The 25,074-nt window shown below is 73.8% G+C and carries 25 protein-coding genes and 1 tRNA gene; 16 read left to right on the top strand and 10 right to left on the bottom strand.

Annotation, left to right across the window (positions count from 1 at the left end; all coding sequences use genetic code 11):
- Positions 1-162 precede the first annotated feature (162 nt).
- From VT52_RS22110 to VT52_RS22100, 3 genes are read left to right on the top strand one after another with little or no spacing between them, the layout of a single operon-like run.
- The gene (locus VT52_RS22110) at positions 163-1,149 is read left to right on the top strand and encodes a hypothetical protein (protein ID WP_046424048.1); all 987 of its coding nucleotides are present in this window, start codon (positions 163-165) and stop codon (positions 1,147-1,149) included.
- A gap of 52 nt (positions 1,150-1,201) precedes the next feature.
- Positions 1,202-1,918: a molybdopterin-dependent oxidoreductase gene (locus tag VT52_RS22105; protein WP_046424046.1), complete on the top strand. Its 717-nt coding sequence runs from the start codon at positions 1,202-1,204 to the stop codon at positions 1,916-1,918.
- Complete coding sequence (locus tag VT52_RS22100) at positions 1,902-2,534, top strand: cytochrome b/b6 domain-containing protein (protein ID WP_046424044.1); 633 nt, start codon at positions 1,902-1,904, stop codon at positions 2,532-2,534. The genes VT52_RS22105 and VT52_RS22100 overlap by 17 nt, the downstream gene beginning before the upstream one ends.
- Before the next feature lie 157 nt (positions 2,535-2,691).
- Here the strand turns inward: VT52_RS22100 and VT52_RS22095 are convergent, their stop codons facing one another.
- Positions 2,692-4,089, bottom strand: a complete 1,398-nt coding sequence (locus VT52_RS22095; protein ID WP_046424042.1) for a GntT/GntP/DsdX family permease — start codon at positions 4,087-4,089, stop codon at positions 2,692-2,694.
- A 37-nt stretch (positions 4,090-4,126) separates the two neighbouring features.
- The gene (locus tag VT52_RS22090) at positions 4,127-4,651 is read right to left on the bottom strand and encodes a gluconokinase (RefSeq protein ID WP_046424041.1); all 525 of its coding nucleotides are present in this window, start codon (positions 4,649-4,651) and stop codon (positions 4,127-4,129) included.
- A gap of 141 nt (positions 4,652-4,792) precedes the next feature.
- Here VT52_RS22090 and VT52_RS22085 point away from each other — a divergent pair, with 141 nt between their 5' ends.
- On the top strand, positions 4,793-5,494 hold the full coding sequence (locus VT52_RS22085) for a FadR/GntR family transcriptional regulator (protein ID WP_046424039.1): 702 nt from the start codon (positions 4,793-4,795) through the stop codon (positions 5,492-5,494).
- Positions 5,495-5,542: 48 nt separating this feature from the next.
- Here the strand turns inward: VT52_RS22085 and VT52_RS22080 are convergent, their stop codons facing one another.
- On the bottom strand, positions 5,543-5,917 hold the full coding sequence (locus tag VT52_RS22080) for a YchJ family protein (protein WP_046424037.1): 375 nt from the start codon (positions 5,915-5,917) through the stop codon (positions 5,543-5,545).
- Positions 5,918-6,067: 150 nt separating this feature from the next.
- On the opposite strand from VT52_RS22080, the gene VT52_RS22075 reads away from it, so the two are divergent.
- The 3 genes from VT52_RS22075 to VT52_RS22065 are packed head-to-tail and all read left to right on the top strand — an operon-like array spanning position 6,068 to position 8,799.
- Entirely contained in the window at positions 6,068-6,382 is a 315-nt protein-coding gene (locus VT52_RS22075) for a dsRBD fold-containing protein (RefSeq protein WP_046424035.1), read from the top strand.
- 10 nt (positions 6,383-6,392) lie between these two features.
- Positions 6,393-7,703, top strand: a complete 1,311-nt coding sequence (locus VT52_RS22070) for a phosphoribosyltransferase family protein (RefSeq protein WP_046424240.1) — start codon at positions 6,393-6,395, stop codon at positions 7,701-7,703.
- Positions 7,704-7,707: 4 nt separating this feature from the next.
- Complete coding sequence (locus tag VT52_RS22065; RefSeq protein ID WP_046424033.1) at positions 7,708-8,799, top strand: CapA family protein; 1,092 nt, start codon at positions 7,708-7,710, stop codon at positions 8,797-8,799.
- 36 nt (positions 8,800-8,835) lie between these two features.
- Here the strand turns inward: VT52_RS22065 and polX are convergent, their stop codons facing one another.
- Positions 8,836-10,560 carry a DNA polymerase/3'-5' exonuclease PolX gene (gene polX, locus VT52_RS22060; RefSeq protein WP_046424031.1) on the bottom strand — a complete coding sequence of 575 codons (1,725 nt, stop codon included), beginning with the start codon at positions 10,558-10,560 and terminating at the stop codon, positions 8,836-8,838.
- 67 nt (positions 10,561-10,627) lie between these two features.
- Positions 10,628-10,715 (bottom strand) — tRNA-Leu (locus tag VT52_RS22055).
- 212 nt (positions 10,716-10,927) lie between these two features.
- Here VT52_RS22055 and VT52_RS22050 point away from each other — a divergent pair.
- From VT52_RS22050 to VT52_RS22040, 3 genes are all read left to right on the top strand, one after another.
- Positions 10,928-12,253 carry a M20/M25/M40 family metallo-hydrolase gene (locus tag VT52_RS22050; RefSeq protein WP_046424029.1) on the top strand — a complete coding sequence of 442 codons (1,326 nt, stop codon included), beginning with the start codon at positions 10,928-10,930 and terminating at the stop codon, positions 12,251-12,253.
- 163 nt (positions 12,254-12,416) lie between these two features.
- Positions 12,417-12,650, top strand: coding sequence for a chaplin ChpH (gene chpH / locus VT52_RS22045; RefSeq protein ID WP_046424028.1), 234 nt, complete (start codon positions 12,417-12,419; stop codon positions 12,648-12,650).
- Positions 12,651-12,789: 139 nt separating this feature from the next.
- Positions 12,790-13,587, top strand: coding sequence for a chaplin (locus VT52_RS22040; RefSeq protein ID WP_046424026.1), 798 nt, complete (start codon positions 12,790-12,792; stop codon positions 13,585-13,587).
- Positions 13,588-13,697: 110 nt separating this feature from the next.
- On the opposite strand, the gene VT52_RS22035 is transcribed toward VT52_RS22040, so the two are convergent.
- The gene (locus tag VT52_RS22035; protein ID WP_046424025.1) at positions 13,698-13,886 is read right to left on the bottom strand and encodes a DUF5703 family protein; all 189 of its coding nucleotides are present in this window, start codon (positions 13,884-13,886) and stop codon (positions 13,698-13,700) included.
- A 47-nt stretch (positions 13,887-13,933) separates the two neighbouring features.
- Between VT52_RS22035 and VT52_RS22030 the strand changes: the two genes are divergently transcribed.
- Entirely contained in the window at positions 13,934-14,719 is a 786-nt protein-coding gene (locus tag VT52_RS22030; protein WP_079175197.1) for a hypothetical protein, read from the top strand.
- 94 nt (positions 14,720-14,813) lie between these two features.
- Here VT52_RS22030 and VT52_RS22025 read toward each other — a convergent pair whose 3' ends face one another.
- The gene (locus tag VT52_RS22025; protein ID WP_046424023.1) at positions 14,814-17,039 is read right to left on the bottom strand and encodes an ATP-dependent DNA helicase; all 2,226 of its coding nucleotides are present in this window, start codon (positions 17,037-17,039) and stop codon (positions 14,814-14,816) included.
- Positions 17,036-18,019, bottom strand: a complete 984-nt coding sequence (locus VT52_RS22020) for an aldo/keto reductase (RefSeq protein WP_046424022.1) — start codon at positions 18,017-18,019, stop codon at positions 17,036-17,038. The genes VT52_RS22025 and VT52_RS22020 overlap by 4 nt, the downstream gene beginning before the upstream one ends.
- 139 nt (positions 18,020-18,158) lie before the next feature.
- On the opposite strand from VT52_RS22020, the gene VT52_RS22015 reads away from it, so the two are divergent.
- The gene (locus tag VT52_RS22015) at positions 18,159-19,214 is read left to right on the top strand and encodes an LLM class F420-dependent oxidoreductase (protein ID WP_046424021.1); all 1,056 of its coding nucleotides are present in this window, start codon (positions 18,159-18,161) and stop codon (positions 19,212-19,214) included.
- 122 nt (positions 19,215-19,336) lie between these two features.
- Here VT52_RS22015 and corA read toward each other — a convergent pair whose 3' ends face one another.
- The gene (gene corA / locus VT52_RS22010) at positions 19,337-20,338 is read right to left on the bottom strand and encodes a magnesium/cobalt transporter CorA (RefSeq protein WP_046424235.1); all 1,002 of its coding nucleotides are present in this window, start codon (positions 20,336-20,338) and stop codon (positions 19,337-19,339) included.
- 62 nt (positions 20,339-20,400) lie between these two features.
- Between corA and VT52_RS22005 the strand changes: the two genes are divergently transcribed.
- The 4 genes from VT52_RS22005 to mshC all read left to right on the top strand — a co-directional run bounded on the left by VT52_RS22005 (position 20,401) and on the right by mshC (position 23,889).
- On the top strand, positions 20,401-21,087 hold the full coding sequence (locus VT52_RS22005; RefSeq protein ID WP_046424020.1) for a histidine phosphatase family protein: 687 nt from the start codon (positions 20,401-20,403) through the stop codon (positions 21,085-21,087).
- 97 nt (positions 21,088-21,184) lie between these two features.
- On the top strand, positions 21,185-21,775 hold the full coding sequence (locus VT52_RS22000; protein ID WP_046424019.1) for a DUF3090 domain-containing protein: 591 nt from the start codon (positions 21,185-21,187) through the stop codon (positions 21,773-21,775).
- The gene (locus VT52_RS21995) at positions 21,739-22,566 is read left to right on the top strand and encodes an SCO1664 family protein (RefSeq protein WP_079175196.1); all 828 of its coding nucleotides are present in this window, start codon (positions 21,739-21,741) and stop codon (positions 22,564-22,566) included. Before VT52_RS22000 ends, VT52_RS21995 begins: the two co-directional genes overlap by 37 nt.
- Before the next feature lie 93 nt (positions 22,567-22,659).
- Entirely contained in the window at positions 22,660-23,889 is a 1,230-nt protein-coding gene (gene mshC / locus VT52_RS21990) for a cysteine--1-D-myo-inosityl 2-amino-2-deoxy-alpha-D-glucopyranoside ligase (RefSeq protein ID WP_046424233.1), read from the top strand.
- A 76-nt stretch (positions 23,890-23,965) separates the two neighbouring features.
- Here the strand turns inward: mshC and VT52_RS21985 are convergent, their stop codons facing one another.
- Positions 23,966-24,895 carry a PAC2 family protein gene (locus VT52_RS21985; RefSeq protein ID WP_046424015.1) on the bottom strand — a complete coding sequence of 310 codons (930 nt, stop codon included), beginning with the start codon at positions 24,893-24,895 and terminating at the stop codon, positions 23,966-23,968.
- Positions 24,896-25,074 lie beyond the last annotated feature (179 nt).

Raw genomic sequence — 25,074 nt, 5'->3', positions numbered from 1 at the left:
CGGCCCGGCGGGCGGTCGGGTATCTGCGGAATACCCCAATTTCCCTGTGTGGAAAGGTAGTTGAACTCATTAACAGCAGCGTTCCGCTTGACGCAAACCTTGGCCTGCGGGTTTGCTGTGTGTGATCGGCCGATGGCAGCCCGAGAAACAGGAAGTTCCGCGGTGTCACCACTCCCGCCCCTGCTCGACGTGCGCCGGGCCCGCACGGCCCCCTCCGGTGCCACCGCCCCGGACCGTTCCGGCGGCTACGACGACGCCCTCGACGACGCCGAACTGCGCGCCGCGCGCGCCGCGTTGGTCCAGGGCCGCCGCCAGGCCGCCCGCTCCCTGCTGCTGCGCACCGGCGACGACTGGGACCGCAGGGGCCACCGGCTGGCCGCGCTCGCCCGCGAGCCCTACGCCGCCGCCTGGGCCTCTGACTGGCTCCAGGACGAACCCGGCTCCCCGGACGCCGCGGCACTGCTCGCCCTCGCCCGAGTCCAGCGCGCCCTGCGCGGCCGGGAGGATCCCGGGTCGGCCCGCGAGGCATGCGGGCGGGCCGCCGCGCTCGCCCCCGCCGACCCCACCCCCTGGCTCGGACTGCTCCGCCTCGCCCGGACCGCCGGCCCCGAGCGCGAGGTCCTCGACGCGTTCGCCGAGGTGCGCAGCCGCCACCCCGAGCACCACCACGCCCACCATCTCCTCGTCGCCCGCCTCGCCGAACGGCCCTCGGGCGGGCGTCCCGAGTCCCACCAGGTGTACGACTTCGCCGAGCTGGCCGCCGCCGAGGCCCCCGCCGACTCCCCGCTGGCCGTGCTGCCGGTCGTCGCCCTCGCCGAGCGCCACCGGGTGCTCGCCACCACCGGCCACGCCCCGGCCGACCCAGCCGCCCAGGCGCACTGGTCCGGGCCGCGCGCCCGCCGGATGCTGCGCGCCGGCTTCGACTGGTGGCTGGAGTGGGAACACGACGAACACCCCCGCCGCCACATCGACCTCAACCACCTCGCGTTCGCCCTGTCCTGCGCTGACCGCCCGGCGGAGGCCGCCGTCCTCTTCCGGCGCATCGGCGCCCACGCCACCCGGGCCCCCTGGTGCTACCCGCACCGCGACCCGCGCGCCGCCTTCCGCGCGGCCCGCGCCCGCGCCCGCGCATTCCTTACGAATCCCTGACCGGTGCCCCGATCTGCTGGTCACCCCGCGAGACCGGTGTTCGAATGAAGGGGTGAATCCGGAACCCCCCGAGGAGCGGGACGGCACCCCCGTCGGCCGCCGCGTCTTCCTCGGCACCCTCGGCCTGGGCGCCCTCGGTGTGCTCGCCGCGCCCACCCTGCAACGCGCCATGGAGGGCCTGACCTCCAAGGACCCGACGGGCCTGACCGGCCTGCTGCCCAACGGCGGCGGCTTCCGCTACTACTCGGTCGCCGCCTCCGTCCCGGCCAAGAACGCCACCGACTACCGCCTGACCGTCGGCGGCCTGGTCGACCGCCCCCGCGCCTACGACCTCGCCGAGCTGCGTGACCTCCCGCAGACCCGGCTGGTCAGGGACGTCCAGTGCGTCACCGGCTGGCGGGTCCCCGGCACCCCCTTCGAGGGCGTGCGCCTCGCCGATCTGCTCGACGCAGCCGGGGTCCGCCGCACCGCCAAGGCGATCCGCTTCACCTGCTTCGACGGCACCTACACCGAGAGCCTCACCCTCGACCAGGCCCGTCGCCCGGACGTCCTGGTCGCCCTGCGCATGCAGGACAAGGGCATCGGCCACGACCACGGCGGCCCGGTCCGCCTCTACGTCGCGCCCATGTACTTCTACAAGTCGGCCAAGTGGCTCTCCGGCATCACCGTCACCGACCGCGTCGAGCCGGGCTACTGGGAGAACCTGGGCTACGACGTCGACGCCTGGGTCGGCCGTTCGAACGGACGCACCGATGAGCCCACGAGCTGACGCCCCGGCCCGGCCCGCCGCCCGGATCCGCCGCTTCTCCCGGGCCGAACGCTGGATCCACCGCACCACTGCCGCGCTGATGGGCGTGTGCGTGGTGACCGCGGCCGTCCTCTACATCCCCCAGCTCGCCGTACTGGTCGGCCGCCGCGCCCTGGTCGTCCGCGTCCACGAGTGCGCCGGGCTCGCCCTGCCCGTCCCCGTCCTGCTGGGCCTGGCCTCCCGCGCCTTCCGCGCCGACCTGCGCTTCCTCAACCGGTTCGGCCCGCACGACAAGGTCTGGCTGCGGGCCGCCCTGCTCCGCGACCGGCGCCGCGCGGCGCGCCCGGCGGGCAAGTTCAACGCCGGGCAGAAGGTCTACGCCGCCTGGATCGCCGGCGCGACCCTGGTCATGCTCGGCACCGGCCTGCTGATGTGGTTCACCCATCTCGCCCCGCTGGTCTGGCGCACCTCCGCCACCTTCGTCCACGACTGGCTCGCCCTCACCATCGCGGTCGTCCTCGCGGGCCACATCGGCATGGCGCTCGGCGACCCGGAGGCGCGCAAGGGGCTGCGCACGGGGACGGTCAGCCAGGAGTGGGCGAGACAGCGGCACCCGTTGTGGCGCCCGCGCCCGTGAACGGGCTCGCCGGAGACGGACGGCGGCCCCGTCCGGGCCCGGCCCGTGAACCCGCCCGTGCGCGGCCCGTGCCCCGCCCATGAAGAAGCCCGCCCCTCCCCGGCCTTCGCGGTCGAGGAGGGGCGGGCCGCGGCGTCGTACCGACCGGCACGGTCGTCTAGACGACCAGTGACAGCACCAGCACCAGCGCGCCGCCGACCACCGACAGGATCGTCTCCATGATCGACCACGTCTTGACGGTCTGTCCGACGGTGAGTCCGAAGTACTCCTTGACCAGCCAGAACCCGGCGTCGTTGACGAAGCTGAAGAACAGCGAGCCGGTGCCGATCGCCAGGACCAGCAGCGCGGTGTGGGCGCTCGACATGTCGGCCGCGAGCGGGGCGACCAGACCGGCCGCCGAGACCGTCGCCACCGTCGCCGAGCCGGTCGCGAGCCGGATCACCACGGCGATCAGCCAGGCCAGCAGCACCGCCGGTATCGACCAGTCCTTGGAGACGTCCAGGATCATCCGGCCGACACCGCAGTCGATCAGCGTCTGCTTGAAGCCGCCGCCCGCGCCCACGATCAGCAGGATGCCCGCGATGGGCATCAGGCCCTTCTCCACCGTGGCCTGGAGCCGCTCCTTGCTGAACCCGGCGGGCCGGCCCAGCGTGAAGAAGCCGACGAGCACGGCGGCGAGCAGGGCGATCAGCGGGGCGCCGACGACGTCGAAGGCGCGCTGCGTGGTGTTCGCGGGATCGTCGACGACGATGTCCACGAGCGCCTTGAGCAGCATCAGCGCCACCGGCAGCAGGATGGTGAAGAGCGTGGCCGCGAAACTCGGACGGCGCGTCAGCTCCTGCGAGGGCCGCTGCGGCAGCATCCGCTCAGGAGCCGGGACGTCCACCCAGCGGGCCGCGACCTTCGAGAACAGCGGACCGCCGACGATCACCGTCGGGACGGCGACCAGGATGCCGAACGCCAGCGTCACGCCCAGGTTGGCGTGCAGCGCGGAGATCGCGACCAGCGGACCGGGGTGCGGCGGGATCAGGCCGTGCATCACGGACAGGCCGGCGAGGGCCGGGATGCCGATGCGCATCAGGGAGTAGTTGCCGCGCTTGGCGACCATCAGCACGACCGGGATCAGCAGCACGATGCCGACCTCGAAGAAGATCGGCAGCCCGATCACGGAGGCGATGAGCACCATCGCCCAGGGCATCGCCCGGCCGCCGGCCTTGGCCAGGATGGTGTCCACGATCTGGTCCGCGCCTCCGGAGTCGGCGAGCAGCCGGCCGAGCGCGGCGCCCAGCGCGATCAGCACACCGACGCTCGCGACCGTGGCGCCGAGCCCGGTGGTGAAGCTGGTGAGCACCTTGTCGAGGGGCGCGCCGGCGGCCGCGCCGAGCGCCAGCGACCCGATGGTCAGCGCCAGGAAGGCATGCAGCTTGAACTTGGTGATGAGCAGGACGATCACCGCGATGCCCACCAGTGCGGCGATGCCCAGCTGGGCGTGGCCTGCGGTGGAGATCGGCGGAGGGGCGTCCGCTGCCAGCATCTCGACGCTGAGTCTGGTCACGGGGGTTCCTTGCGGTTACGGGGAGTTGGGGAGGGCGCTACTGCTGCGCGGATGCGGTGGACAGCCCGTCCAGTGCCAGTACGGCACGTCCGGCGATCTCCTCGGGGCCGCCGGAGACGTCCACGGCGACACCCGTCTCGTCCGGCCCGAGGGGCTCCAGCGTGGCGAACTGCGAGTCCAGCAGCGCGGTCGGCATGAAGTGGCCCTGCCGGTGCGCCATCCGGTCCTCGATCAGCTTCCGGTCGCCCGTCAGGTGCACGAACACGACCCCGGGCGCCACCGCCCGCAGCCGGTCGCGGTACGCCCGCTTCAGCGCCGAACTGCTGACCACCCCGCCGAGCCCGGCCCGCCCGTGCGCCCAGTGGCCGATGGCGTCCAGCCAGGGCCGGCGGTCGCCGTCGTCCAGCGGTATCCCGGCCGTCATCTTGTCGATGTTGGCCTTGGGGTGGAAGTCGTCGCCCTCGGCGTACGGGACGCCCAGCCGCGCGGCGAGCAGGGGACCGATCGTGGTCTTGCCCGTCCCCGCGACGCCCATCACGACGACGACCTGGGGGGTTCGCATGTACTGCCTCGCTGTCTTCCTCGACATCCGACGCCGCGGCGGCGTCGCCACACTGAAACCCATTAGGTACGACGAATTCAAGAGTCTGTGATGTATAAGTCTGACTTTTTGTTTCCGTGACCTACGCCGTACGCTGAGTGCATGAGCACACCGGGCCGGGGGCTGCACGGCCGCGTACTGGACACCCTCGGCCCCGCGATCACCGCGGGCGAGTACCCGCCGGGCAGCATCCTGCGCACCGACGAACTCGCTCAGCACTTCGAGGTGTCACGCTCCGTGATGCGCGAGGCGGTGCGGGTCCTCGAATCCATGCACCTGGTCGAGTCCCGTCGCCGGGTGGGCGTCACCGTCCGCCCCAAGTGCGAGTGGAACGTCTACGATCCGCAGGTCATCCGCTGGCGGCTGGCCGGCGCCGACCGCCCCCACCAGCTGCGCTCGCTCACCGTGCTGCGCTCCGCGATCGAACCGGCCGCGGCCGGCCTCGCCGCCCGGCTCGCCACCCCCGAGCAGTGCGCCGAACTCACCGAGTGCGCGCTCGGCATGGTCGCCCACTCGCGCGGCCACCGGCTGGCCGAGTACCTGTACCACGACGTCGCCTTCCACCGGGTCATCCTCACCGCCTCCGGCAACGAGATGTTCGCCCGCCTCGGCGACGTCGTGGCCGAGGTGCTGACCGGCCGCACCGAGCACGAGGTCATGTTCGAGGACCCCGACCCGGCGGCCGTCACCCTGCACGTCCGGGTGGCCGAGGCCGTGCGCGCCCGGGACGCGGCGCGCGCCGAGGAACTCACCCGGCAGATCACCGTGGGCGCGCTGCAGGAACTGGACATCCTGGCCCCGTAGTCCAGACCGCCCGGGACGCCGCGCGCGAGGGCGCCCCGACGGGCCGGGCTACTCCAGGAAGTCCCCGTCCAGGTACACCCACGCCCCGTCCACCCGCTCGAACCGGCTGCGCTCGTGCAGCGAGCCGCCCCGGTAGGAGGCGCGGAAGGTCACAGTCCCGGTGGCGTGGAAGGCGGACCCGTCGGTGGCGCCGAGGATCTCCAGACCGGTCCACCTCATCCGCGGATCGAGGTCCAGCCGCTCCGGCCGGGTCCGCGGATGCCAGGTGCGCAGCAGATACCCGGTGTCCCCCTTGACGAAGGCGCAGTACCGCGAGCGCATCAGCAGCTCGGCGGTCGGCGCGCTCGCGGCGCCCGAGTGGAAACGGCCGCAGCAGGCGTCGTAGGACTGCGGCAGTCCGCAGGGGCAGGTGCGCGTGGTCATGCGCCCCATTGTGCCGGGGCGGGCGCACCGGGTCCCGGGCAGGGGAGGCGTGCGCCGCCGGACGGGTGCACAGTGGAGAACGGGCGGACCCGCGGCGGACGCACGGCCCGACGCGCCCGGGGCCCGCGCCGCGAGGAGGAGGCACGGACGATGACCCGACCCGTGAGCAGCCATCACCCGCCGGCCGTCAAGGAGTGGCGGCTGAACCTGTACCTGTCCGAGCACGACCCGGACACCACGGCCCGGATCGTCCTGGACACCGGGGACAACGTCCTGGAGAGCCACGCCGAGGCCCGCCGCAACCCGTACGACCGCGACATACCCGAGATCGGCGACGAACTCGCCGCCGGACGCGCCCTGATCGCCATGGGCCGACTGCTGGTGCGCGCCGCCAACGGCGACATGCGGGCGCTCGGCGCGGCCGACACGGAGCGCCCCACTCCGCTCTGGCTGCCCCGGGAGTGAGGTGACCACCATGCCGTTCGCCGACCGGGTGGAGGCGGGGCGCAGGCTCGGCGCCCGCCTCGCGGAGCTGCGGGGCCGGGACGTGGTGGTGCTCGGGCTGCCGCGCGGGGGAGTGCCGGTGGCCGCCGAGGTCGCCGAGGCCCTGGACGCCCCGCTGGACGTCTGCCTCGTGCGCAAGCTCGGGGTGCCCTACCAGCCCGAACTGGCGATGGGCGCGATCGGCGAGGACGGCGTGCGGGTGCTCAACGCCGACGTGCTGCGCGGCACCGGCGTGCGCGAGGACGAACTCGCCCGGGTCGAGGAGCGCGAGCGCCGGGTGCTCGCCGAACGCGCCGAACGCTACCGGGGCGAGCGCCCCTCCGTCCCGCTCGCCGGCCGCACCGCCGTCATCGTGGACGACGGCGTGGCCACCGGCTCCACCGCCCGCGTCGCCTGCCGGGTCGCCCGCGCCCGCGGCGCCGCCCGCATCGTGCTCGCGGTCCCCGTCGCCCCCCGCGACCTCGCCCACCGTCTCGGCGGCGACGCCGACGACGTCGTCTGCCTGGAGACACCCTGGGACTTCGCCGCCGTCGGGCAGTTCTACGACGACTTCGCACAGACCGGGGAGGCGGAGGTCACGGCGTGTCTGCGCCGGGCACGGCGGCGTCGTACGAGCCCCGGACCGGAGGCCGCCGGACCGGCCGGCGCCGAGCGGGAGGTGACCGTGCCGGCCGGTGCCGTACGGCTGGGCGGGAACCTGGCCGTGCCCGAGGGCGCCACCGGAGTCGTCGCCTTCGCGCACGGCAGCGGCAGCAGCCGGCACAGCCCCCGCAACCGGCAGGTCGCCGAGGGCCTGCGCCGCGCCGGGCTCGGCATCCTGCTGTTCGACCTGCTCACCGACGCGGAGGCACAGGACCGCGACAACGTCTTCGACATCCCGCTGCTGGCCGGCCGGCTGCTCGCCGCCACCCACTGGCTGCGCGCCGAGCCCGCGACGTCCGGCCTCGCCGTCGGCTACTTCGGCGCCAGCACCGGCGCCGCCGCCGCCCTGTGGGCCGCGGCCGAGGGGCAGCCCGCCGCCGTCGTCTCCCGGGGCGGCCGCCCCGACCTCGCCGGCCCCCGGCTCCCCGAGGTCACCGCGCCCACCCTGCTGATCGTCGGCGGCGCCGACCCGCTCGTCCTCGACCTCAACCGGGACGCGCAGACCCGGCTGCGCTGCGAGAACCGGCTGGAGACCGTCCCCGGCGCCACCCACCTCTTCGAGGAACCGGGCACGCTGGAACGGGTGACCGAACTGGCCCGCGACTGGTTCACGGACCACATGGCACCCGCGCACGTCTAGGGCCATGTCCGGGGACCCCGTCTCGGTGTGCCTCGCCGGGGACGTCATGCTCGGCAGGGGGATCGACCAGATCCTCCCGCACCCCGGCGACCCGGCCCTGCGGGAGGACTACGTCAAGGACGCCCGCGCCTACGTCGCCCTCGCCGAGGCCGCGAACGGCCCCGTCCCCCGCCCCGTCGGCTACGACTGGCCCTGGGGCGAGGCGCTGGCCGCGCTGGCCACGCCGGACGTCCGGGTGCTCAACCTGGAGACCGCCGTCACCGCGGACGGCGACTTCGCCCCCGGCAAGGCCGTCCACTACCGCATGCATCCCGCCAACCTGCCCTGTCTCACCGCCGCCCGTCCCGACGTCTGCGTCCTCGCCAACAACCACGTCCTCGACTTCGGCCCCCGCGGCCTCGCGGAGACGCTGGAGTCCCTGGCGGCGGCGGGACTGCGCACGGCGGGCGCGGGCCGCGACGCCGAAGCCGCCCGGCGCCCCGCGTGCGTCCCGCTGCGCACCGGCGGCCGCCTCCTCGTCCTCGCCTACGGCCTGCCGTCCAGCGGCATCCCGCCCGACTGGGCCGCCACCGCCGGCCGCCCCGGGGTCGCGCTGCTCCCCGCGGGCGCGGCGGACGACCTCGCGGACCGCCTCCGCCCCGTCCGCCGCCCCGGCGACCTCGTCGTCGCCTCCCTCCACTGGGGCCCCAACTGGGGCCTCGGCATCTCCCGCGCCGAGACCCGCCTCGCCCACGCGCTGATCGACGCCGGCGCCGACATCGTCCACGGCCACTCCTCGCACCACCCCCGCCCACCGGAGATCCACCGGGACCGGCTGATCCTGTACGGCTGCGGGGACCTGGTGAACGACTACGAGGGCATCGGCGGCCACGACCGCTACCGCGACGACCTCCGGCTGCTCCACCTGGCCCTCCTCGACCCCGGCAGCGGCCGGCTGGCCGCGCTCAGGCTGCTGCCCTACCGGGCCCGCCGGATGCGGCTGGAACGCGCCGGGCCCGAGGACACCGCCTGGCTGCGGGCGGCCCTCGACCGGCGGGCCGGGGGCACCCGTGTCGACGAAGGCCCCGACGGCACGCTCGTCGTCACCGCCCGGTGAGGCCCACCGCCCGGTGAGGCTCAGCACCGGTGAGGCTCAGCGCCCGCCCTTGCGCAGAAACCGCCGCAGCCGGGTCAGCGGCCAGGTGTTGATCACCTCGTCCGGGGTCAGCCAGCCGCGCTGGGCGGTGCCCACGCCGTACCGCAGCTGCGCCAGTTGCGGCACCGAGTGCGCGTCGGTGTCCACCGCGAACCGCACCCCGTGCGCCCGCGCCCGCAGGATGTCCTCGTCCCCGAGGTCCAGCCGGTCCGGCTGGGCGTTGACCTCCAGCGCGGTCCCGGTCGCCGCGCAGACCGCGAACACCTCGTCCCAGTCCGCGTCCACCCCCGCCCGGCGGCCGATCAACCGGGTCGTGGGATGCCCGAGGACGTTCACGTACGGGTTCTCCACCGCCCGCACCAGCCGCCGGGTCATCGCCTCGCGGCCGAGGTCGAAGTGCGAGTGCAGCGAGGCCACGCACAGATCGAAACCGGCCAGGAACTCGTCCGGCCAGTCGAGCCCGCCGTCCGGCCCGATGTTCAGCTCCGTACCGTGCAGCAGCCGCATCCGCCGATGCGTCCCGTCCAGCTCCCGCAGCCGCTCCCGCTGGGCCAGGATCTTCTCGTCCGTCATCCGCTGCATGTACAGGTCCGGCGCGTGATCGGTCACCGCGTAGTACGCGTACCCGCGCCTCGCCGCCGCCTCCACCATGGCGTCCAGGGACGCGAGGCCGTCGGTGAGATCCGTGTGGGTGTGCAGATCACCGCGGACGTCCCGCTCGGTCACCACCCGCGGCAGCTCCCCGCGCAGCCCCGCCTCGATCTCCCCGCGGTCCTCCCGCAGCGTCGGCACGATCCACGGCAGCCCGAGACTCGCGTACACCTCCTCCTCGGTGCGCGAGGCCACGGACTCCCCGCTCTCCACGTCGAACACGCCGTACTCCGACAGCTTCAGCCCCCGGTGCACGGCGATCGTGCGGGTGCGGATGTTGTGCGCCTTGGACCCGGTGAAGTACTGCAGGCCCGCGCCCCACGACCTCGGGGGCAGCACCCGCAGATCCACCTGGAGCCCCTTGCCGGTGCGCACCGACGTCTTCTTCGTGCCCCGCGCGATCACCTCGGCCGTGCCCGGCAGCTCGCACAGCGCCGCCATGAACGGCCCCGACTTCTCCGCCGCCACCAGGACGTCCAGATCCCCGACGGTCTCCCGCATCCGCCGCAGCGACCCCGCGTACGCGCACCGCCCGCACCCCGTCACCGCGGACAGCGCGCCCACGATCTCCTCGGCGGTGTCCAGCGCGAGCGCCAGCGGCACCCGCGCCCCGGCCCGCCGCAGCAGTTCGATCCCGTGCCGGATGTTGTCCTGCGTCTTCTCCCCGAACCCCCTGAGATCGGCCAGCCGGTCCGCCTCGATCGCCGCGGCCAGCTCGCCCACCGAGGAGATGTGCAGGTCCTCGTACAGCCGCAGCGCCTTCTTCGGCCCGAGCGTCGGGACGGTGATCAGCTCCCGCACCCCGGCGGGAATCCTGGCCCGCCGCTCCTCGACGGCCGCCATCCTCCCGGTCCGCAGGTACTCGATCACCTTGTCGGCGATCGACCGCCCCACGTTCGGGATCTCCCGCAGCCCCCGCTCGTCCAGCTTCGAGACATCGGCCGGATACCCCCCGACGGCACGCGCCGCCTTCTCGTAGGCACGCGCCTTGAACGCGTCACCTCCGGTGATCGCGATGAGATCGGCGTACTCCCGCAGGATCGCCTCGACCTCGTCGTTGACCCGGGCCACACCCCAAGTCTAAAAACCCGGCCGCCTCCGGGCACGCGAAAGGCCCCCGCAGAGCGGGGGCCTTCACTGGTGTCCGAGGGGGGACTTGAACCCCCACGCCCGATAAAGGGCACTAGCACCTCAAGCTAGCGCGTCTGCCATTCCGCCACCCGGACAAGGTGTCTGTCGTGCGCGGTTCTCCCTCGGCGGGGTTTCCCTCGCGGCGACAGAGGAAACATTACCAGGCTTTCGGGGGTGGCTGATCACCCCCGGTCCGGGGCGGGCGGGCGTGAACGGCGTGCGACGGGCCGGGACCGGTCTTGGGCCGGGGCCGGGCCCGGAGAGAGGATGAGGGGGACCCACCAGCAGGGAAGCGGGAGGAAGCAGCGTGAGCGAGAAGGACACGACCCAGGGCGTCACCGGTGAGGACGAGGTCGTGGACCTCTGCCGCGACCTGATCCGGTTCGACACCAGCAACTACGGCGACCACTCCGGGCCCGGCGAGCGGCAGGCCGCCGAGTGGGTCGCCGAGAAGCTGGCGGAGGTCGGCCTGGAGCCCGAGATCCACGAGTCCCACCCCGGCCGCGCCTCCACCGTGGCCCGCATCGCGGGGGAGGACCCCTCCCGGCCCGCCCTGCTGATCCACGGCCACCTGGACGTCGTACCGGCCAACGCCGACGACTGGACCCACCACCCCTTCTCCGGCGAGATCGCCGACGGGTGCGTGTGGGGGCGCGGGGCGGTCGACATGAAGGACATGGACGCCATGACCCTCGCGGTCGTGCGCGACCGGCTGCGCGGCGGCCGGCGGCCCCCGCGCGACATCGTCGTCGCCTTCCTCGCCGACGAGGAGGCGGGCGGCACCTTCGGCGCCCGCCACCTGGTCGATCACCACCCCGAGCTGTTCGAGGGCGTCACCGAGGCGATCAGCGAGGTCGGTGGCTTCTCCTTCACCGTGAACGAGCGGCGGCGGCTCTATCTGATCCAGACGGCCGAGAAGGGCATGCACTGGATGAAGCTCACCGTGGCCGGCACCGCCGGGCACGGCTCCATGATCCACCGCGACAACGCCATCACCGAGCTGTCCGAGGCGGTCGCCCGCGTCGGCCGCCACAGGTTCCCGGTGCGGGTCACCAAGACCACCCGGGCCTTCCTCGACGAACTGGGCGACGCGCTCGGCACGGAGCTGGACCCCGAGGACATGGAGGCGACCGTCGCCAAGCTCGGCGGCATCGCCAAACTGATCGGCGCGACCCTGAGCAACACCGCCAACCCGACGCAGCTGAACGCCGGCTACAAGGTCAACGTCATCCCCGGCGAGGCCACCGCGCACATCGACGGCCGCTTCCTGCCCGGGTACGAGGACGAGTTCCTCGGCGACCTGGACCGGCTGCTCGGCCCGCGTGTGCGCCGCGAGGACGTGCACGCCGACAAGGCCGTGGAGACCAGCTTCGACGGGGCGCTGGTCGAGGCCATGCAGTCCGCGCTGCTCGCCGAGGACCCCATCGCCAAGGCGGTCCCGTACATGCTCTCCGGCGGCACCGACGCCAAGTCCTTCGACGACCTCGGCATCCGCGGCTTCGGTTTCGCACCGCTGAAGCTGCCGCCGGAGCTGGACTTCGCCGGCATGTTCCACGGCGTGGACGAGCGGGTGCCGGTGGACGGCCTCCGGTTCGGCGTGCGGGTGCTCGACCGGTTCATCGACGCGTCCTGAGCGGCCGCGGCGGTTCGGGCCCGGACGCCGCGATTTCGGCCGGGCGTTCGGGATCGACTGAGAAGGGTGAATGCGACCATAAGCTCGTAGCTCCATTACTCCCTCCTCGTTACAGGTGATGCGACCCCGCACCTTGGGGTCGCTTTGCCAACGAGGAGGAACAATGATCAAGAAGGTCGTCGCTGCCGCGGCTGCCACCGGTGGGCTGGTTCTCGCGGGCGCGGGCCTGGCCGTCGCCGACTCCGGTGCCCAGGGTGCCGCCCTGCACTCCCCGGGTGTCGTCTCCGGCAACGTCATCCAGGTGCCCGTGCACGTTCCGGTGAGCGTGTGCGGCGACACGATCGACGTGATCGGGATCCTGAACCCCGCCTTCGGCAACGCCTGCGTCAACAGCTGACACCGGTTTCCCACGGGGCTTTCCACCCCGAGGGACGTCTTCTTTCAGCCGTCGGCCTCGGAGCGTGCGCCATGCGCTCCGAGGCCGACCGGCCTTTTCCAGACAGTGAAGGCAAGCGAAGGCAGGGGGGTACGCAGCAATGCGACAAGGAACCCGTAAAGGTCTGATGACCATGGCGGCGGCGACCGGGGTACTCGCCGCCGCGACCGGTATGGCACACGCGGACGCGGGCGCGTCCGGCGCCGCCACCGGCTCGCCCGGCGTCGTGTCCGGCAACACCGTGCAGGTGCCGGTCCACATTCCGGTGAACGTCTGCGGCAACACCGTCAACGTCGTCGGGCTGCTCAATCCGGCGATGGGCAACGCCTGCGCCAACACCGGCGGAGGCCACGGCGGCTCCGGCGGCTCGCACGCCGGCGGACACACCTCCGGCTCGCCGGGCGTGGGATCGGGCAACACCGTCCAGGTGCCGATCGACGTCCCGGTGAACGCGTGCGGCAACAGCGTCGACGTCGTCGGCGTGGGCAACCCCGCCACGGGCAACCACTGCTCCAACGGCGGCGGGACGCACGGCACCCCGCCGGGCGGCGGCCACACCAGCCCGCCGAGTCACCCTGGCCACCCCGGTCACCCCGGTCACCCCGGTCACCCGGGTCACCCTGGCCACCCGACTCAGCCGGGTACGCCGACTCAGCCCGGCACGCCTACCAACCCGGGCACGCCGACCCAGCCGGGTACGCCGCACCAGCCGGGCACCCCGGCGACCCCGCCGGCCCAGCAGGTGCACGTGCCGCAGGGCTCCCCGGCGTCCCCGACCACCGGCGAACTCGCCCACACCGGCAGTGAGCTGCCGCTGGGTCTGGCGCTGCCGGCCGGGGCGGGCGCGTTGATCGCGGGCGCCGTGCTCTACCGCAAGGGACGGGCCAAGGCGGCCTGAGACCGGCGGACGAGCACGCCGCGACGGGCGGCGCGTGAGGAGCGGGTCCGGCGCTGTCGGCGGGCCCGCTCCGCCTTCTGGGCGCCCCCGGCGCCCTCAGCGGCCCCGCCTCACCAGGTGGCCCGCACCTGGCGGATGATCCGCCGCCGCAGCCGCACCTTGCGGCTGCCGTCGCGCAGCAGGCTCAGGCGGTCCAACTCCCAGTGTCCGTACTCGGCATGGTCCGTCAGCAGACGTGCGGTCTCCTTGCGGGACACCCCGCGCGGCACATACACGTCGACAAATTCGTATTCCGGCATCGCATCTATTGTGCGGGCTGGTGCCCGGTACGGATAGCGTCTGCACTATGTCTGATGCTGCGCAGCCCACCGCTGCCGAGGTACGCGCCGCCGCCGAGGCGATCAAGACCGCGCTCGACCGTCACCTGGCGGCGGTCGAACGCAGGTCAGGAGACGACGACCCGGCCGTTTTCGAGGCGTTCAACCAGCTGGCCGCGGCGGCCGAGGTGTACGACGAGCTGCTGTACGACCGCTACGACGAGGTCACTCCCTTCGAGATCCCCGGCGCCGACGAGACGTTGCCGCCCTACGCGGGCCCCGAGGAACCCCACGCGATCAGCGTGCTGATCCGCCGCGACTACACCGTGGCGGAGCCCCAGCGGCTGCTGGCCCAGGCCGAGCGGGTCGAGGCCGCGGAGGACTTCGAGGACCTCGCCGGCCTGGACGAGGACGCCGCCGCCACCGTCCCCGGGGCGCTGGGCCTGCTCTTCGGCGAGTTCGAACCGGACGAGATCGCCTCCCGGCACAAGGAGTTCGGCCTGGAGGAGGGCGACTCCACGCTCTGGGTCACCGCGGCCGACGAGGCGACGGAGGCCGGGGAGTGGCTGGAGGCCCCCTTCGAGCACTTCGATCCACAGGCGGTGGTGTGCCGGTTCGACGTCAGCGCGGTGTTCGACGACGAGGACGACGAACACGACGACGAACACGACGACACCGACCGGGACGCCGAGGACGACGACCTGGAGTTCGTGGACGACGAGGACCTGGACGGGACCGACGACGAGCACGACGGCGAGCACGACGGCGAGGCCGACGGGGCGGCGGGCGCGGGTGTCCGGGGCGCCGGCAGGTGACCTCGGCGGCGGTGCCGTGACGGCGCGCCGCCGGTACGGCACCACCGCACGGGGCCGTACCGGGCGACCGCCGCCCCCCCGACGGCGCCGGGCCTCAGCCCGTCGGGGACTGCGGGCGCAGCAGGGCCGCCAGACGGGTCGTGCGGGGCCTGGCCGGAACCTCCGCGACCGCTCGCGGCAGGGCCCCCTCCGCGCCCTGGACCACGGAGAGATGCCGCTCGCCCCGGCCGAAGGCCGTGTACACCCACGGCCGGCTCAGCGCCTGGGCGGCGTCGCCGGGCAGCACCACGACCGCCGCGGGCCAGCGTCCGCCCACCGCCTGGTGCGCGGTCAGCGCCCATCCGTGCCGCACCCACGCCTCGACGCGCTCCCGGGGTACGACCACGGGGGCACCCGCGCAGGACAGGTGCAGCCCCTCGGCGTCGGCCTTCACCACCGTGCCCGGCAGGGTCCGGCCCGGGGCGGGGGAGTAGGCGATACGGTCGCCGGGGTCGAAGCCACCGAACCGGCCGGGGCCGGGGTTGAGGCGCTCCTTCAGAGCGGAGTTGAGGGCCCGGGTACCGGCCGCGCCGCCATGGCCCGGCGTGATCACCACCGTCCCCTCCACGGGAACCCCGAACGCCCGCGGCACCGAGTCCGCGACCAGCTGCACCGTGCGGTGCACGGCCTCGCCCGCCTCGCGCACCGGCACGATCACGACCTCCTTGCCGGGCGCCTCGACCTGGTTCAGCTCGCCGACGCCGATCCCGGAGAGCAGCTCGCCGATCGGACCGGGGTCGGGCAGCCGGGAGGCGACCCTGGGGCAGGCGCCGGCCGCGAGCAGATCGGCGAAGACCCGCCCCGGACCGGCCGACCACAGCAGCGCCGGATCCCCGCTGAGCACCAGCCGAGCCCCGTCGGGCAGCGACTCCACCAGCATCGCCGCGCTCTCCACGTCCAGTTGGGGCGCGTCCAGCACGATCAGCAGGTCCAGCTCCAGCGCTCCGTCCCCGTCCCGGCCCGGACCCTCGGCACCGGCCAGCAGCCCGGCGACCGTGCCCACGCCCGCTCCGCGCGCCGGCGGCAGCGCGGCGAGACGGTCGCGGCCGTCCGGGGTGTGGCACACGGCGAGCGCCCGCAGGCCGGCGTCCCGGGCGGCGCCGAGCAGGGCCGCCGGTTCGGCGCGCGCGGCCTCACCGCCGGTGTGCAGGACCAGACCGTGTCCGGCGACGGCGCGGGCCAGCTCGGCGCCGCCGCCCGACAGCGCGGCGACGACCGGCGCCCAGGTCTCCTCGGCCTCCCGGGAGGGGGAGTCGATCAGCCGGGCCAGGCCGTCGGCGAGGCTCTCCTCGGCCATGGCGTACCGCTCCAGGGCGATGAGCACCCGCACCGGGCGCTCCGCCTCCTCGTCGTCCTCCGCGCGCGCGGAGGACGGGGCGCCCGCGTCCTCCAGGGCGTCCTCGAACACCAGCGCCTCGCCCTCGGCCAGGGTGCTCCGCACGGCCTCGTCCGGGTCCGGCACGCCCCGCTGGGCCAGGGCCGCGGTGAGCGCGGACAGCTCCAGGGCGGTGTGCCCGGCGAGGGCCGCCCGCTCCAGCAGCCAGACCGTCACCGACCGGCCCCGCCGCTCGTCCCCGGGACCGCACCCGGCGCCGAGCAGCGCCCGCGCGAAACCGTCCGCCTGCTCGGGCCGCACCCCGGGGACCCGCAGCAACTGCCAGGGATCCTCCCGCAGCACCTCCCCGGCGCCCTCGCCGAGCGCCCCGGCCGCCTGCCGCGCCAGCGCCTCCGGCGCGCCGCCCTCGGCGAGTACCCGCCGTACGGCGTCCACCGCCCGCGGCGCGGGCCCGGCCGGCGCCGGAGCGGGGGCGGGCGTGGGCCGCTCCTCGCGCACCGGCTCCGCCGCGGGTGCCGGACGTGCCGGGGCGGCCGCGGGGCCCGGCTCCGCGGCCCGCTCGGGTACGGGCCGCGAGGGCTCGGCGGACACCGTGGACGCCGGCTTCCCGCCCCCTTCCACCGCCCGCACGGCGGCCAGCAGATCGGCCGCCTTCCCACTCAGCTTGGCGCCGCTCTCGACGGGCTCCCGGCGCTCCGCCCTGCGCCGCTCGATCCGCTCCCGCTCCACCCGCTGCGCGGCCAGCTCGGCCTGCGCCTCGGACAGCTCGGGTTTGCCGGTACCGCCGTCCGTCCCCTCGGGCGCCCCGTCACCGTCACCGTCCGCGCCGTCCGCCGCGGCGCCACCCCGGGCCGTCTCGTCCGGCGTCCGCGGCGCCGTCTGCGCCTCGGGTGTCTCCGGCGTCCCCGGACCCGTCTCCTCCGTGGTCCCCGGTTCCGTGCTCACAGCGTGCTCCAGTCGTGATCGGGATAGCGGTGCAGGGGCGCCGACACATCGTCCAGCGCCCGGCAGATCTCGTCAGGAAGACTAAGCGTCTCCACTGACAGAGCGGCCGTGAGCTGCTGCGCGGTGCGCGCGCCGACGATCGGGGCGGTGACTCCGGGGCGGTCGCGGACCCAGGCGAGCGCCACCTGGAGCGGGGTGACCGCGAGCCCGTCGGCGGCCGTCGTCACCGCGTCGACGATGCGCGTCGCGGTGTCGTCCAGATAAGGCTCCACGAACGGCGCCAGGTGCTCGGAGGCGCCGCGCGAGTGCGTGGGCGTGGTGTGCCGGTACTTTCCGGTCAGCACGCCCCGGCCGAGCGGGGAGGAGGGCAGCAGGCCCACGCCCAGGTCCAGCGCGGCGGGCAGCACCTCGCGCTCCACGCCCCGCTGGAGCAGCGAGTACTCCATCTGCGTACTGGCCAGCCGGGTGCGGGTGCCCGGCGCCGCGAGCTGCCAGGTGGCCGCCTTGGCGAGCTGCCAGCCGCAGAAGTTGGACACGCCCGCGTACCGGGCCCGGCCGCTGGCCACCGCTATGTCGAGGGCCTGGAGCGTCTCCTCCAGCGGGGTCCCGGGGTCGTAGGCGTGGATGTGCCACAGGTCCACATGGTCCGTGCCCAGGCGGACCAGCGAGGCGTCCAGCGCGGCGAGCAGATGGCCGCGGGAGCCGTCGAAGCGGCGCCCGGGGTCCGGGACGCTGCCCGCCTTGGTGGAGATGACCAGGTCACGGCGCGGTACGAGCCGTTCCGTCAGCCGCCCGAGCAGATACTCCGCTTCCCCGCCGCCGTACACGTCCGCGGTGTCGACGAGGGTGCCGCCGGCCTCCCAGAACGCCTTGAGCATGTCCGCGGCGTCATGCTCCTCGGTGTCCCGGCCCCAGGTGAGGGTGCCGAGTCCGATCCGGGACACGCGCAGGCCGGTACGGCCGAGATGCCTCTGCTCCATGACCGCGAGATTACTGGCCGGAACCAGTGCGGCGGGTTGCCTGTGGACAACTCGTACGGGCCCGCACGGAGCGCCGTCGGCGCCCCCGCGCTAAGGTCTGCGCCACAGGCACGTTACTCATGGGTAAGGGGATTCGGCCATGCAACTCGGACTCAACCTCGGCTACTGGGGTGCGGGAATGGACGGGGACAATCTGGCCGTGGCCCAGGAGGCCGACCGGCTGGGTTACGCCGTGTGCTGGGCCGCCGAGGCGTACGGCTCCGACGCGGCCACCGTGCTCAGCTGGGTCGCCGCCCAGACCGAGCGCATCGACGTCGGCTCCGCCATCTTCCAGATCCCGGCCCGCCAGCCCGCGATGACCGCGATGACGGCGGCCACCCTGGACGCCCTCTCCGGTGGCCGCTTCCGGCTCGGCCTCGGCGTCTCCGGACCCCAGGTCTCCGAGGGCTGGTACGGCGTCAGGTTCGACAAGCCGCTGGCCCGCACCCGCGAGTACGTGGAGATCGTCCGCAAGGCCATGACCCGTCAGCGGCTGTCGTACGAGGGCGAGCACTGGACGCTGCCGCTGCCGGGTGGTCCGGGCAAGCCGCTCAAGCTGACCGTGCACCCGCAGCGCGAGCACATCCCGCTGTACATCGCGGCGATCGGCCCGAAGAACCTGGAGCAGACCGGCGAGATCGCCGACGGCGCCCTGCTGATCTTCCCCGCGGCCGAGCACCTGGAGGAGACCACCCTCACGCATCTGCGCGCGGGCCGGGAGAAGGCGGGCAGGACCCTCGACGGGTTCGACGTGTGCCCGACCCTGCCGCTGGCCGTCGGCGACGACAAGGACGTGGCCGCGCTCGCCGACACCTTCCGCCCCTACACCGCGCTGTACGTCGGCGGCATGGGCAGCGCCAAGCAGAACTTCTACAACAAGCTCGCGCAGCGCATGGGATACGAGCGGGAGGCCGCCGAGATCCAGGAGAAGTACCTGTCCGGGGACAAGCAGGGCGCGGCCGCCGCGATCCCGCAGGACCTCATCGACAAGACCACGCTGCTGGGCTCCGTCGACCGCATCGCCGACCGGATGAAGGCCTACGCCGAGGCCGGTGTCACCACCCTCAGCCTCGCGCCCGCCGGGTTCACCCTCCAGGAGCGGCTCGCCTCCCTGCGCGCCGGCACCGAGGCCCTGGAGCGCGCCGGGCTCGCCTGAGCCGGGAGGTCTTCCACGGCCGTGGTGGGGGCTCGGGGGTCTTCCCCGCCACGGCCGTCACCGGGAACAACGCGCCCGGCGACGAGCGGTTACGACTCCCCGGCCCCTTCTTCCGGGGCGGCTCACAGCCACTCGCGCCGCTTGAACAGCCGGTACAGGACCACCTCCAGCAGCGCCATCACCAGGATCACCGCCGGGTACGACCACAGCCAGTGCAGCTCGGGCATGTGGTCGAAGTTCATGCCGTAGATCCCGGCGATCATGGTGGGCACCGCCGCCATCGCCGCCCAGGCGGAGATCTTCCGCATGTCGTCGTTCTGCCGCACGCCGGTCTGCGCCAGATGCGCCGACAGCACGTCCGACACCAGCCGGTCCAGGCCCTCCACCGACTCGTTGACACGGGCCAGATGGTCGCCCACGTCCCGGAAGAACGGCCGCGCGTCCTCGTGCACGAACGGCACCCCGCCGCCCGAGCCGAGTGAGCCCGTCCCCGCCAGCCGGGTCAGCGGCGTCGCCAGCGGCCCGGTCGCCCGGCGGAACTCCAGGACCTGCCGCTTGAAGCCGTAGATCCGGGAGGCGGTGTTGCGCGCGCCGCCCCCCTCGGGCCGGAACACCTCCGCCTCCACCTCCTCCAGATCCGTCTGGAGCTCCGTCGCCACCTCCAGGTACCGGTCCACGATGGCGTCGGCGATCGCGTACAGCACCGCGGTGGGCCCCTTGTGGAGCATCTCCGGCTCCTCCTCCAGCCGGTGCCGCACGGCCGCGAGCGGCGACGCCGCACCGTGCCGCACCGTCACCACGAAGCAGTCGCCGACGAAGACCATCACCTCGCCCGCCGAGACCGTGTCGCTCGCCGGCTCGTAGGCGACCGGTTTCAGCACCACGAACAGCGAGTCCTCGTACACCTCGAGCTTGGGCCGCTGATGCGCCTTGAGCGCGTCCTCCACGGCCAGCGGGTGCAGCCCGAACTCCCGGGTCACCAGGTCGAACTCCCGCTCGGACGGCTCGTACAGCCCGATCCACACGAACCCGCCCGCCGCCCGCGCCGCGGCGAGCGCGTCCGACAGGTCCTCCGGGCCCTCGGTCCGCTGTCCGTGCCGGTAGATGGCACAGTCGACGATCACGGAGCGCATTCTCCCTTCACGAGGTCACCGGCGCACCACCTGATGCGCCTACCCTGGTCCGCATGCCCACGCTGATCCTCGTAAGGCACGGACGTTCCACCGCCAACACGTCCGGCGTGCTCGCCGGCTGGACGCCGGGGGTCTCCCTGGACGAGCGCGGCTGCGCCCAGGCCGCCGCCCTGCCGGCCCGCCTCGCCGCCCTGCCGCTGGCCGAGATCGTCACCAGCCCGCTCCAGCGCTGCCAGGAGACCCTGGCCCCGCTGCTCGCGGCCCGCCCCGGGCTGAGCCCGCACACCGACGACCGGATCGGGGAGTGCGACTACGGCGACTGGTCCGGCCGCAAGCTCGCCGAACTCAAGGACGAGCCGCTGATGGAGGTCGTCCAGGCCCACCCCTCCGCCGCCGCGTTCCCCGGCGGGGAGTCCATGCGCGCCATGCAGACCCGCGCCGCCGAGGCCGTACGCGACTGGAACGCGCGCGTCGAACGCGACCACGGCGCCGACGCCACCTACCTGATGTGCTCCCACGGCGACATCATCAAGTCCCTGGTCGCCGAGGCCCTCGGCCTCCACCTCGACCTCTTCCAGCGGATCTCCGTGGAGCCCTGCTCCGTCACCGCGATCCGCTACACCCGGCTGCGCCCCTTCCTCGTCCGCCTCGGCGACACCGGCGATCTCGCCTCGCTGGCCCCGCGCGAGGAGCACCCCGACGGCGACGCACCGGTCGGGGGCGGTGCGGGCGCACCGTGATCGTCGCCCGCAGTAGGGTGAAGCGATCCGCGCCGTCGCGTATCCGCAGCGGCCCGCACACGCACCGCCGAAACTCTCGACCCAATGGAGACAGGACGTGTCCCGTCAGGTGTTCCTCTACGATCCGCCGGACCGTTTCGTGGCCGGCACGGTCGGACTGCCCGGACGCCGTACGTTCTTCCTCCAGGCCGTCGCGGGCCCCCGGGTGACCAGCGTGGTCCTGGAGAAGACCCAGGTCGCCGCGCTCGCCGAGCGCATGGACGAACTCCTTGACGAGGTCGTGCGCCGCAGCGGCGGCAGCGCCCCCGTCCCGGCCATGGCGCCCAACGAGGTCTCCGACACCGCCCCGCTGGAGACTCCCGTCGAGGAGGAGTTCCGGGTCGGCACCATGGCCCTGGCCTGGGACGCCGAGGAACAGCGCATGGTCGTGGAGGCGCAGGCCCTGGTGGAGCTGGACGCCGACACCGAGGAGGACCTCGCCGAGGCCGAGGAGCGGCTGCTCCAGGACGAGGAGAACGGGCCCCCGATGCTGCGGGTCCGGCTGACCGGCGCGCAGGCCCGTGCCTTCGCCAAGCGCGCCCTCGACGTCGTCAACGCGGGGCGGCCGCCGTGCCCGCTGTGCAGCCTCCCGCTCGACCCGGAAGGACACGTATGCCCGCGCCAGAACGGATACCGCCGCGGGGCGTGACCGCCGCCGACCCGGGCGCCGCCGAACTGCTCGCCCGCGGTGAGCTCACCGTGCGCGGCCGCATCCGCGACGCCTCCAACGCCGCCCTCTTCTGCACCGTCGCCCAGGACGGCCGGGAAGCCACCTGCGTCTACAAGCCGGTGGCGGGGGAGCGCCCCCTGTGGGACTTCCCCGACGGCACCCTCGCCGCCCGGGAGGTCGCCGCCCACGAGGTCTCCGAGGCCACCGGCTGGGGCCTCGTCCCGCCCACCGTGCTGCGCGACGGCCCCTACGGCGAGGGCATGTGCCAGCTGTGGATCGAGGTCTCCCCGGAGCCCGAACTCCTCGCCCTGGTCGACGGCGAGGAGCCCGAGCCGGGCTGGAAGGCCATCGGTTTCGCCGAGGTCGGCGAGGGGCGCACCGCGCTGCTCGTGCACGCCGACGACGAACGGCTGCGCCGGCTCGCGGTCCTCGACGCCGTGATCAACAACGCCGACCGCAAGGGCGGCCATCTGCTGCCCACCGCCGACGGCCGGCTCTACGGCATCGACCACGGCGTCACCTTCAACGCCGAGGACAAACTGCGCACCCTGCTGTGGGGCTGGGCCGGCGAGCCCCTCACCGCCGAGGCCGTCGGGGTCCTCGAACGGCTCCGCGACGCGCTGGACCGCGATCTGGGCGAGCGCCTCGCCACGCTGATCACCACCGCGGAACTGGACGCCACCCGCGCCCGGGTCGCCGCCCTCCTCGCCTCCGGGCTGCACCCGGAACCCGGCGGGGACTGGCCGGCGATCCCCTGGCCGCCCGTGTGAGCACAGTGCGACCGGAGATACAAGAGGGCACAACAGGCCATCCGACCCGATCCCGGTCGTGTACGCGACGCGCGGCCGGTTAGGCTCATGTACATGCATGCCTGGCCCGCTTCCGAGGTCCCCGCCCTGCCTGGTCAGGGCCGCGACCTGAGGATCCACGACACCGCGACCGGCGGCCTGGTCACCCTCCAGCCCGGTCCAGTCGCCCGCATCTACGTCTGCGGAATCACCCCGTACGACGCGACCCACATGGGTCACGCGGCGACCTACAACGCGTTCGACCTCGTCCAGCGCGTGTGGCTCGACACCAAGCGGCAGGTCCACTACGTCCAGAACGTCACCGACGTCGACGACCCCCTCCTGGAGCGCGCGGAGCGCGACGGCGTCGACTGGGTCGCCCTCGCCGAGAAGGAGACCGCCCTCTTCCGCGAGGACATGACCGCCCTGCGGATGCTCCCGCCCCAGCAGTACATAGGCGCCGTCGAGGCCATACCCGGCATCGTCCCGCTCGTGGAGCGGCTGCGCGACATCGGCGCGGCCTACGAGCTGGAAGGCGACATCTACTTCTCCGTCGAGTCCGACCCGCGCTTCGGCTCGGTCTCGCACCTCGACGCGGCCGCCATGCGGCTGCTGTCCGCCGAGCGCGGCGGCGACCCGGACCGCCCGGGCAAGAAGAACCCGATCGACCCGATGCTGTGGATGGCGGCCCGCGAGGGCGAGCCCAGCTGGGACGGCGCGTCACTCGGCCCCGGCCGGCCCGGCTGGCACATCGAGTGCGTGGCCATCGCCCTCGACCACCTCGGTATGGGCTTCGACGTCCAGGGCGGCGGCTCCGACCTCGTCTTCCCGCACCACGAGATGGGCGCCTCGCACGCCCAGGTGCTCACCGGCGAGTTCCCGATGGCCAAGGCGTACGTGCACGCCGGCATGGTCGCCCTGGACGGCGAGAAGATGTCCAAGTCCAAGGGCAACCTCGTCTTCGTCTCCCAGGTGCGGCGCGACGGCGTCGACCCGGCCGCGATCCGCCTCGCCCTGCTGGCCCACCACTACCGGGCCGACTGGGAGTGGACCGACCAGGTCCTCCAGGACGCCGTCGACCGGCTCGGCCGCTGGCGCGCCGCGGTCTCCCGCCCCGACGGCCCCGCCGCCGACGCCCTGGTCGAGGAGATCCGCGACGCCCTGTCCAACGACCTGGACGCCCCCACGGCCCTGGCCGCGGTGGACCGCTGGGCGGCCCGCCAGAACACGGAGGGCGGCACGGACACGGGCGCCCCGGGCCTGGTCACGAGGGCGGTGGACGCGCTGCTGGGTGTGGCGCTGTAGTCATCGCCCGACCCGACACGGACACGGACAAGGGGCGGCTCCCGTCGGGGAGCCGCCCCTCGTGCCGTCCGCCCGGTCAGTTCTCCGAGCCGTCGACCTCCTCGCCGTCGTCCTCCGCCGGGCCGCCGGCGGTGTCCGGCCTGGGCGGGCGCGCCTTGCCGCCCGGGGTGTCCCGGCGCCGCAGGTACCGCTCGAACTCCCGCGCGATCGCCTCGCCGGACGCCTCCGGCAGCTCCGCGGTGTCGCGGGCCTCCTCCAGCGTCTGGACGTACTCCGCGACCTCACTGTCCTCCGCGGCCAGCTGGTCCACGCCCACCTGCCAGGCCCGCGCGTCCTCGGGCAGCTCGCCCTGCGGGACGCGCAGGTCCAGCAGGTCCTCAAGACGGTTGAGGAGCGCCAGCGTGGCCTTCGGGTTGGGCGGCTGGGAGACGTAGTGCGGCACCGCCGCCCACAGGGACACCGCCGGCACCCCGGCATGCGTGCACGCCTCCTGAAGGACCCCGACGATGCCCGTCGGCCCCTCGTACTTGGTCTCCTCCAGGTCCATCCGCTGCGCCAGATCCGTGTCCGACGTGACCCCGCTGACCGGCACCGGACGGGTGTGCGGGGTGTCCCCGAGCAGCGCGCCCAGGATCACCACCAGCTCGACGCCCAGCTCGTGCGCGAAACCCAGCAGCTCGTTGCAGAACGAGCGCCACCGCATGGACGGCTCGATGCCCCGCACCAGCACCAGGTCGCGCGGCTTGGCACCGCCGACGCGGACCACCGAGAGCCGGGTCGTCGGCCAGGTGATCTTGCGCACCCCGCCCTCCATGAACACCGTCGGCCGGTTCACCTGGAAGTCGTAGTAGTCCTCGGCGTCCAGCGCCGCGAACACCTCGCCCTTGAACTCGCGTTCCAGATGCGCGACCGCCGTGGAGGCGGCGTCACCGGCATCGTTCCAGCCCTCGAACGCGGCCACCATGACTGGGTCGATCAGCTCGGGAACCCCCTCCAGCTCGATCACCCAGTGCCTCCTTCCGACGTGCCCTCGCTTGACCCACCAACCTTACGGCGTCCGGCGAGGGCGTCCGCAGTCCCCTTGCGGGGTCAGTGAACGGATCACTGCCCCGCGCTCCCCGCTCGAACACCCCTCGCGCCCCTGATAAAGCCCGGACCCGGAACCCCGCCCCGGAACCCCGCCCC

Origin of the sequence: Streptomyces malaysiense, assembly GCF_000980885.2 — a bacterium.
GTDB classification, from domain to species: Bacteria; Actinomycetota; Actinomycetes; order Streptomycetales; family Streptomycetaceae; genus Streptomyces; species Streptomyces malaysiense.
Note: the sequence above shows the minus strand (reverse complement) of the source record. Positions and strands in the feature narration are given on the sequence as shown.

What these genes read in the sequence shown, in the direction of transcription:
- VT52_RS22100 (WP_046424044.1), top strand. Translation starts at nt 1,902, where the DNA reads ATGAGCCCACGAGCTGACGCCCCGGCCCGGCCCGCCGCCCGGATCCGC.
- VT52_RS22090 (WP_046424041.1), bottom strand. Translation starts at nt 4,651, where the DNA reads ATGCGAACCCCCCAGGTCGTCGTCGTGATGGGCGTCGCGGGGACGGGC.
- VT52_RS22085 (WP_046424039.1), top strand. Translation starts at nt 4,793, where the DNA reads ATGAGCACACCGGGCCGGGGGCTGCACGGCCGCGTACTGGACACCCTC.
- VT52_RS22080 (WP_046424037.1), bottom strand. Translation starts at nt 5,917, where the DNA reads ATGACCACGCGCACCTGCCCCTGCGGACTGCCGCAGTCCTACGACGCC.
- VT52_RS22075 (WP_046424035.1), top strand. Translation starts at nt 6,068, where the DNA reads ATGACCCGACCCGTGAGCAGCCATCACCCGCCGGCCGTCAAGGAGTGG.
- VT52_RS22070 (WP_046424240.1), top strand. Translation starts at nt 6,393, where the DNA reads ATGCCGTTCGCCGACCGGGTGGAGGCGGGGCGCAGGCTCGGCGCCCGC.
- VT52_RS22065 (WP_046424033.1), top strand. Translation starts at nt 7,708, where the DNA reads ATGTCCGGGGACCCCGTCTCGGTGTGCCTCGCCGGGGACGTCATGCTC.
- chpH (WP_046424028.1), top strand. Translation starts at nt 12,417, where the DNA reads ATGATCAAGAAGGTCGTCGCTGCCGCGGCTGCCACCGGTGGGCTGGTT.
- VT52_RS22040 (WP_046424026.1), top strand. Translation starts at nt 12,790, where the DNA reads ATGCGACAAGGAACCCGTAAAGGTCTGATGACCATGGCGGCGGCGACC.
- VT52_RS22035 (WP_046424025.1), bottom strand. Translation starts at nt 13,886, where the DNA reads ATGCCGGAATACGAATTTGTCGACGTGTATGTGCCGCGCGGGGTGTCC.
- VT52_RS22030 (WP_079175197.1), top strand. Translation starts at nt 13,934, where the DNA reads ATGTCTGATGCTGCGCAGCCCACCGCTGCCGAGGTACGCGCCGCCGCC.
- VT52_RS22020 (WP_046424022.1), bottom strand. Translation starts at nt 18,019, where the DNA reads ATGGAGCAGAGGCATCTCGGCCGTACCGGCCTGCGCGTGTCCCGGATC.
- VT52_RS22015 (WP_046424021.1), top strand. Translation starts at nt 18,159, where the DNA reads ATGCAACTCGGACTCAACCTCGGCTACTGGGGTGCGGGAATGGACGGG.
- VT52_RS22005 (WP_046424020.1), top strand. Translation starts at nt 20,401, where the DNA reads ATGCCCACGCTGATCCTCGTAAGGCACGGACGTTCCACCGCCAACACG.
- VT52_RS21995 (WP_079175196.1), top strand. Translation starts at nt 21,739, where the DNA reads ATGCCCGCGCCAGAACGGATACCGCCGCGGGGCGTGACCGCCGCCGAC.
- mshC (WP_046424233.1), top strand. Translation starts at nt 22,660, where the DNA reads ATGCATGCCTGGCCCGCTTCCGAGGTCCCCGCCCTGCCTGGTCAGGGC.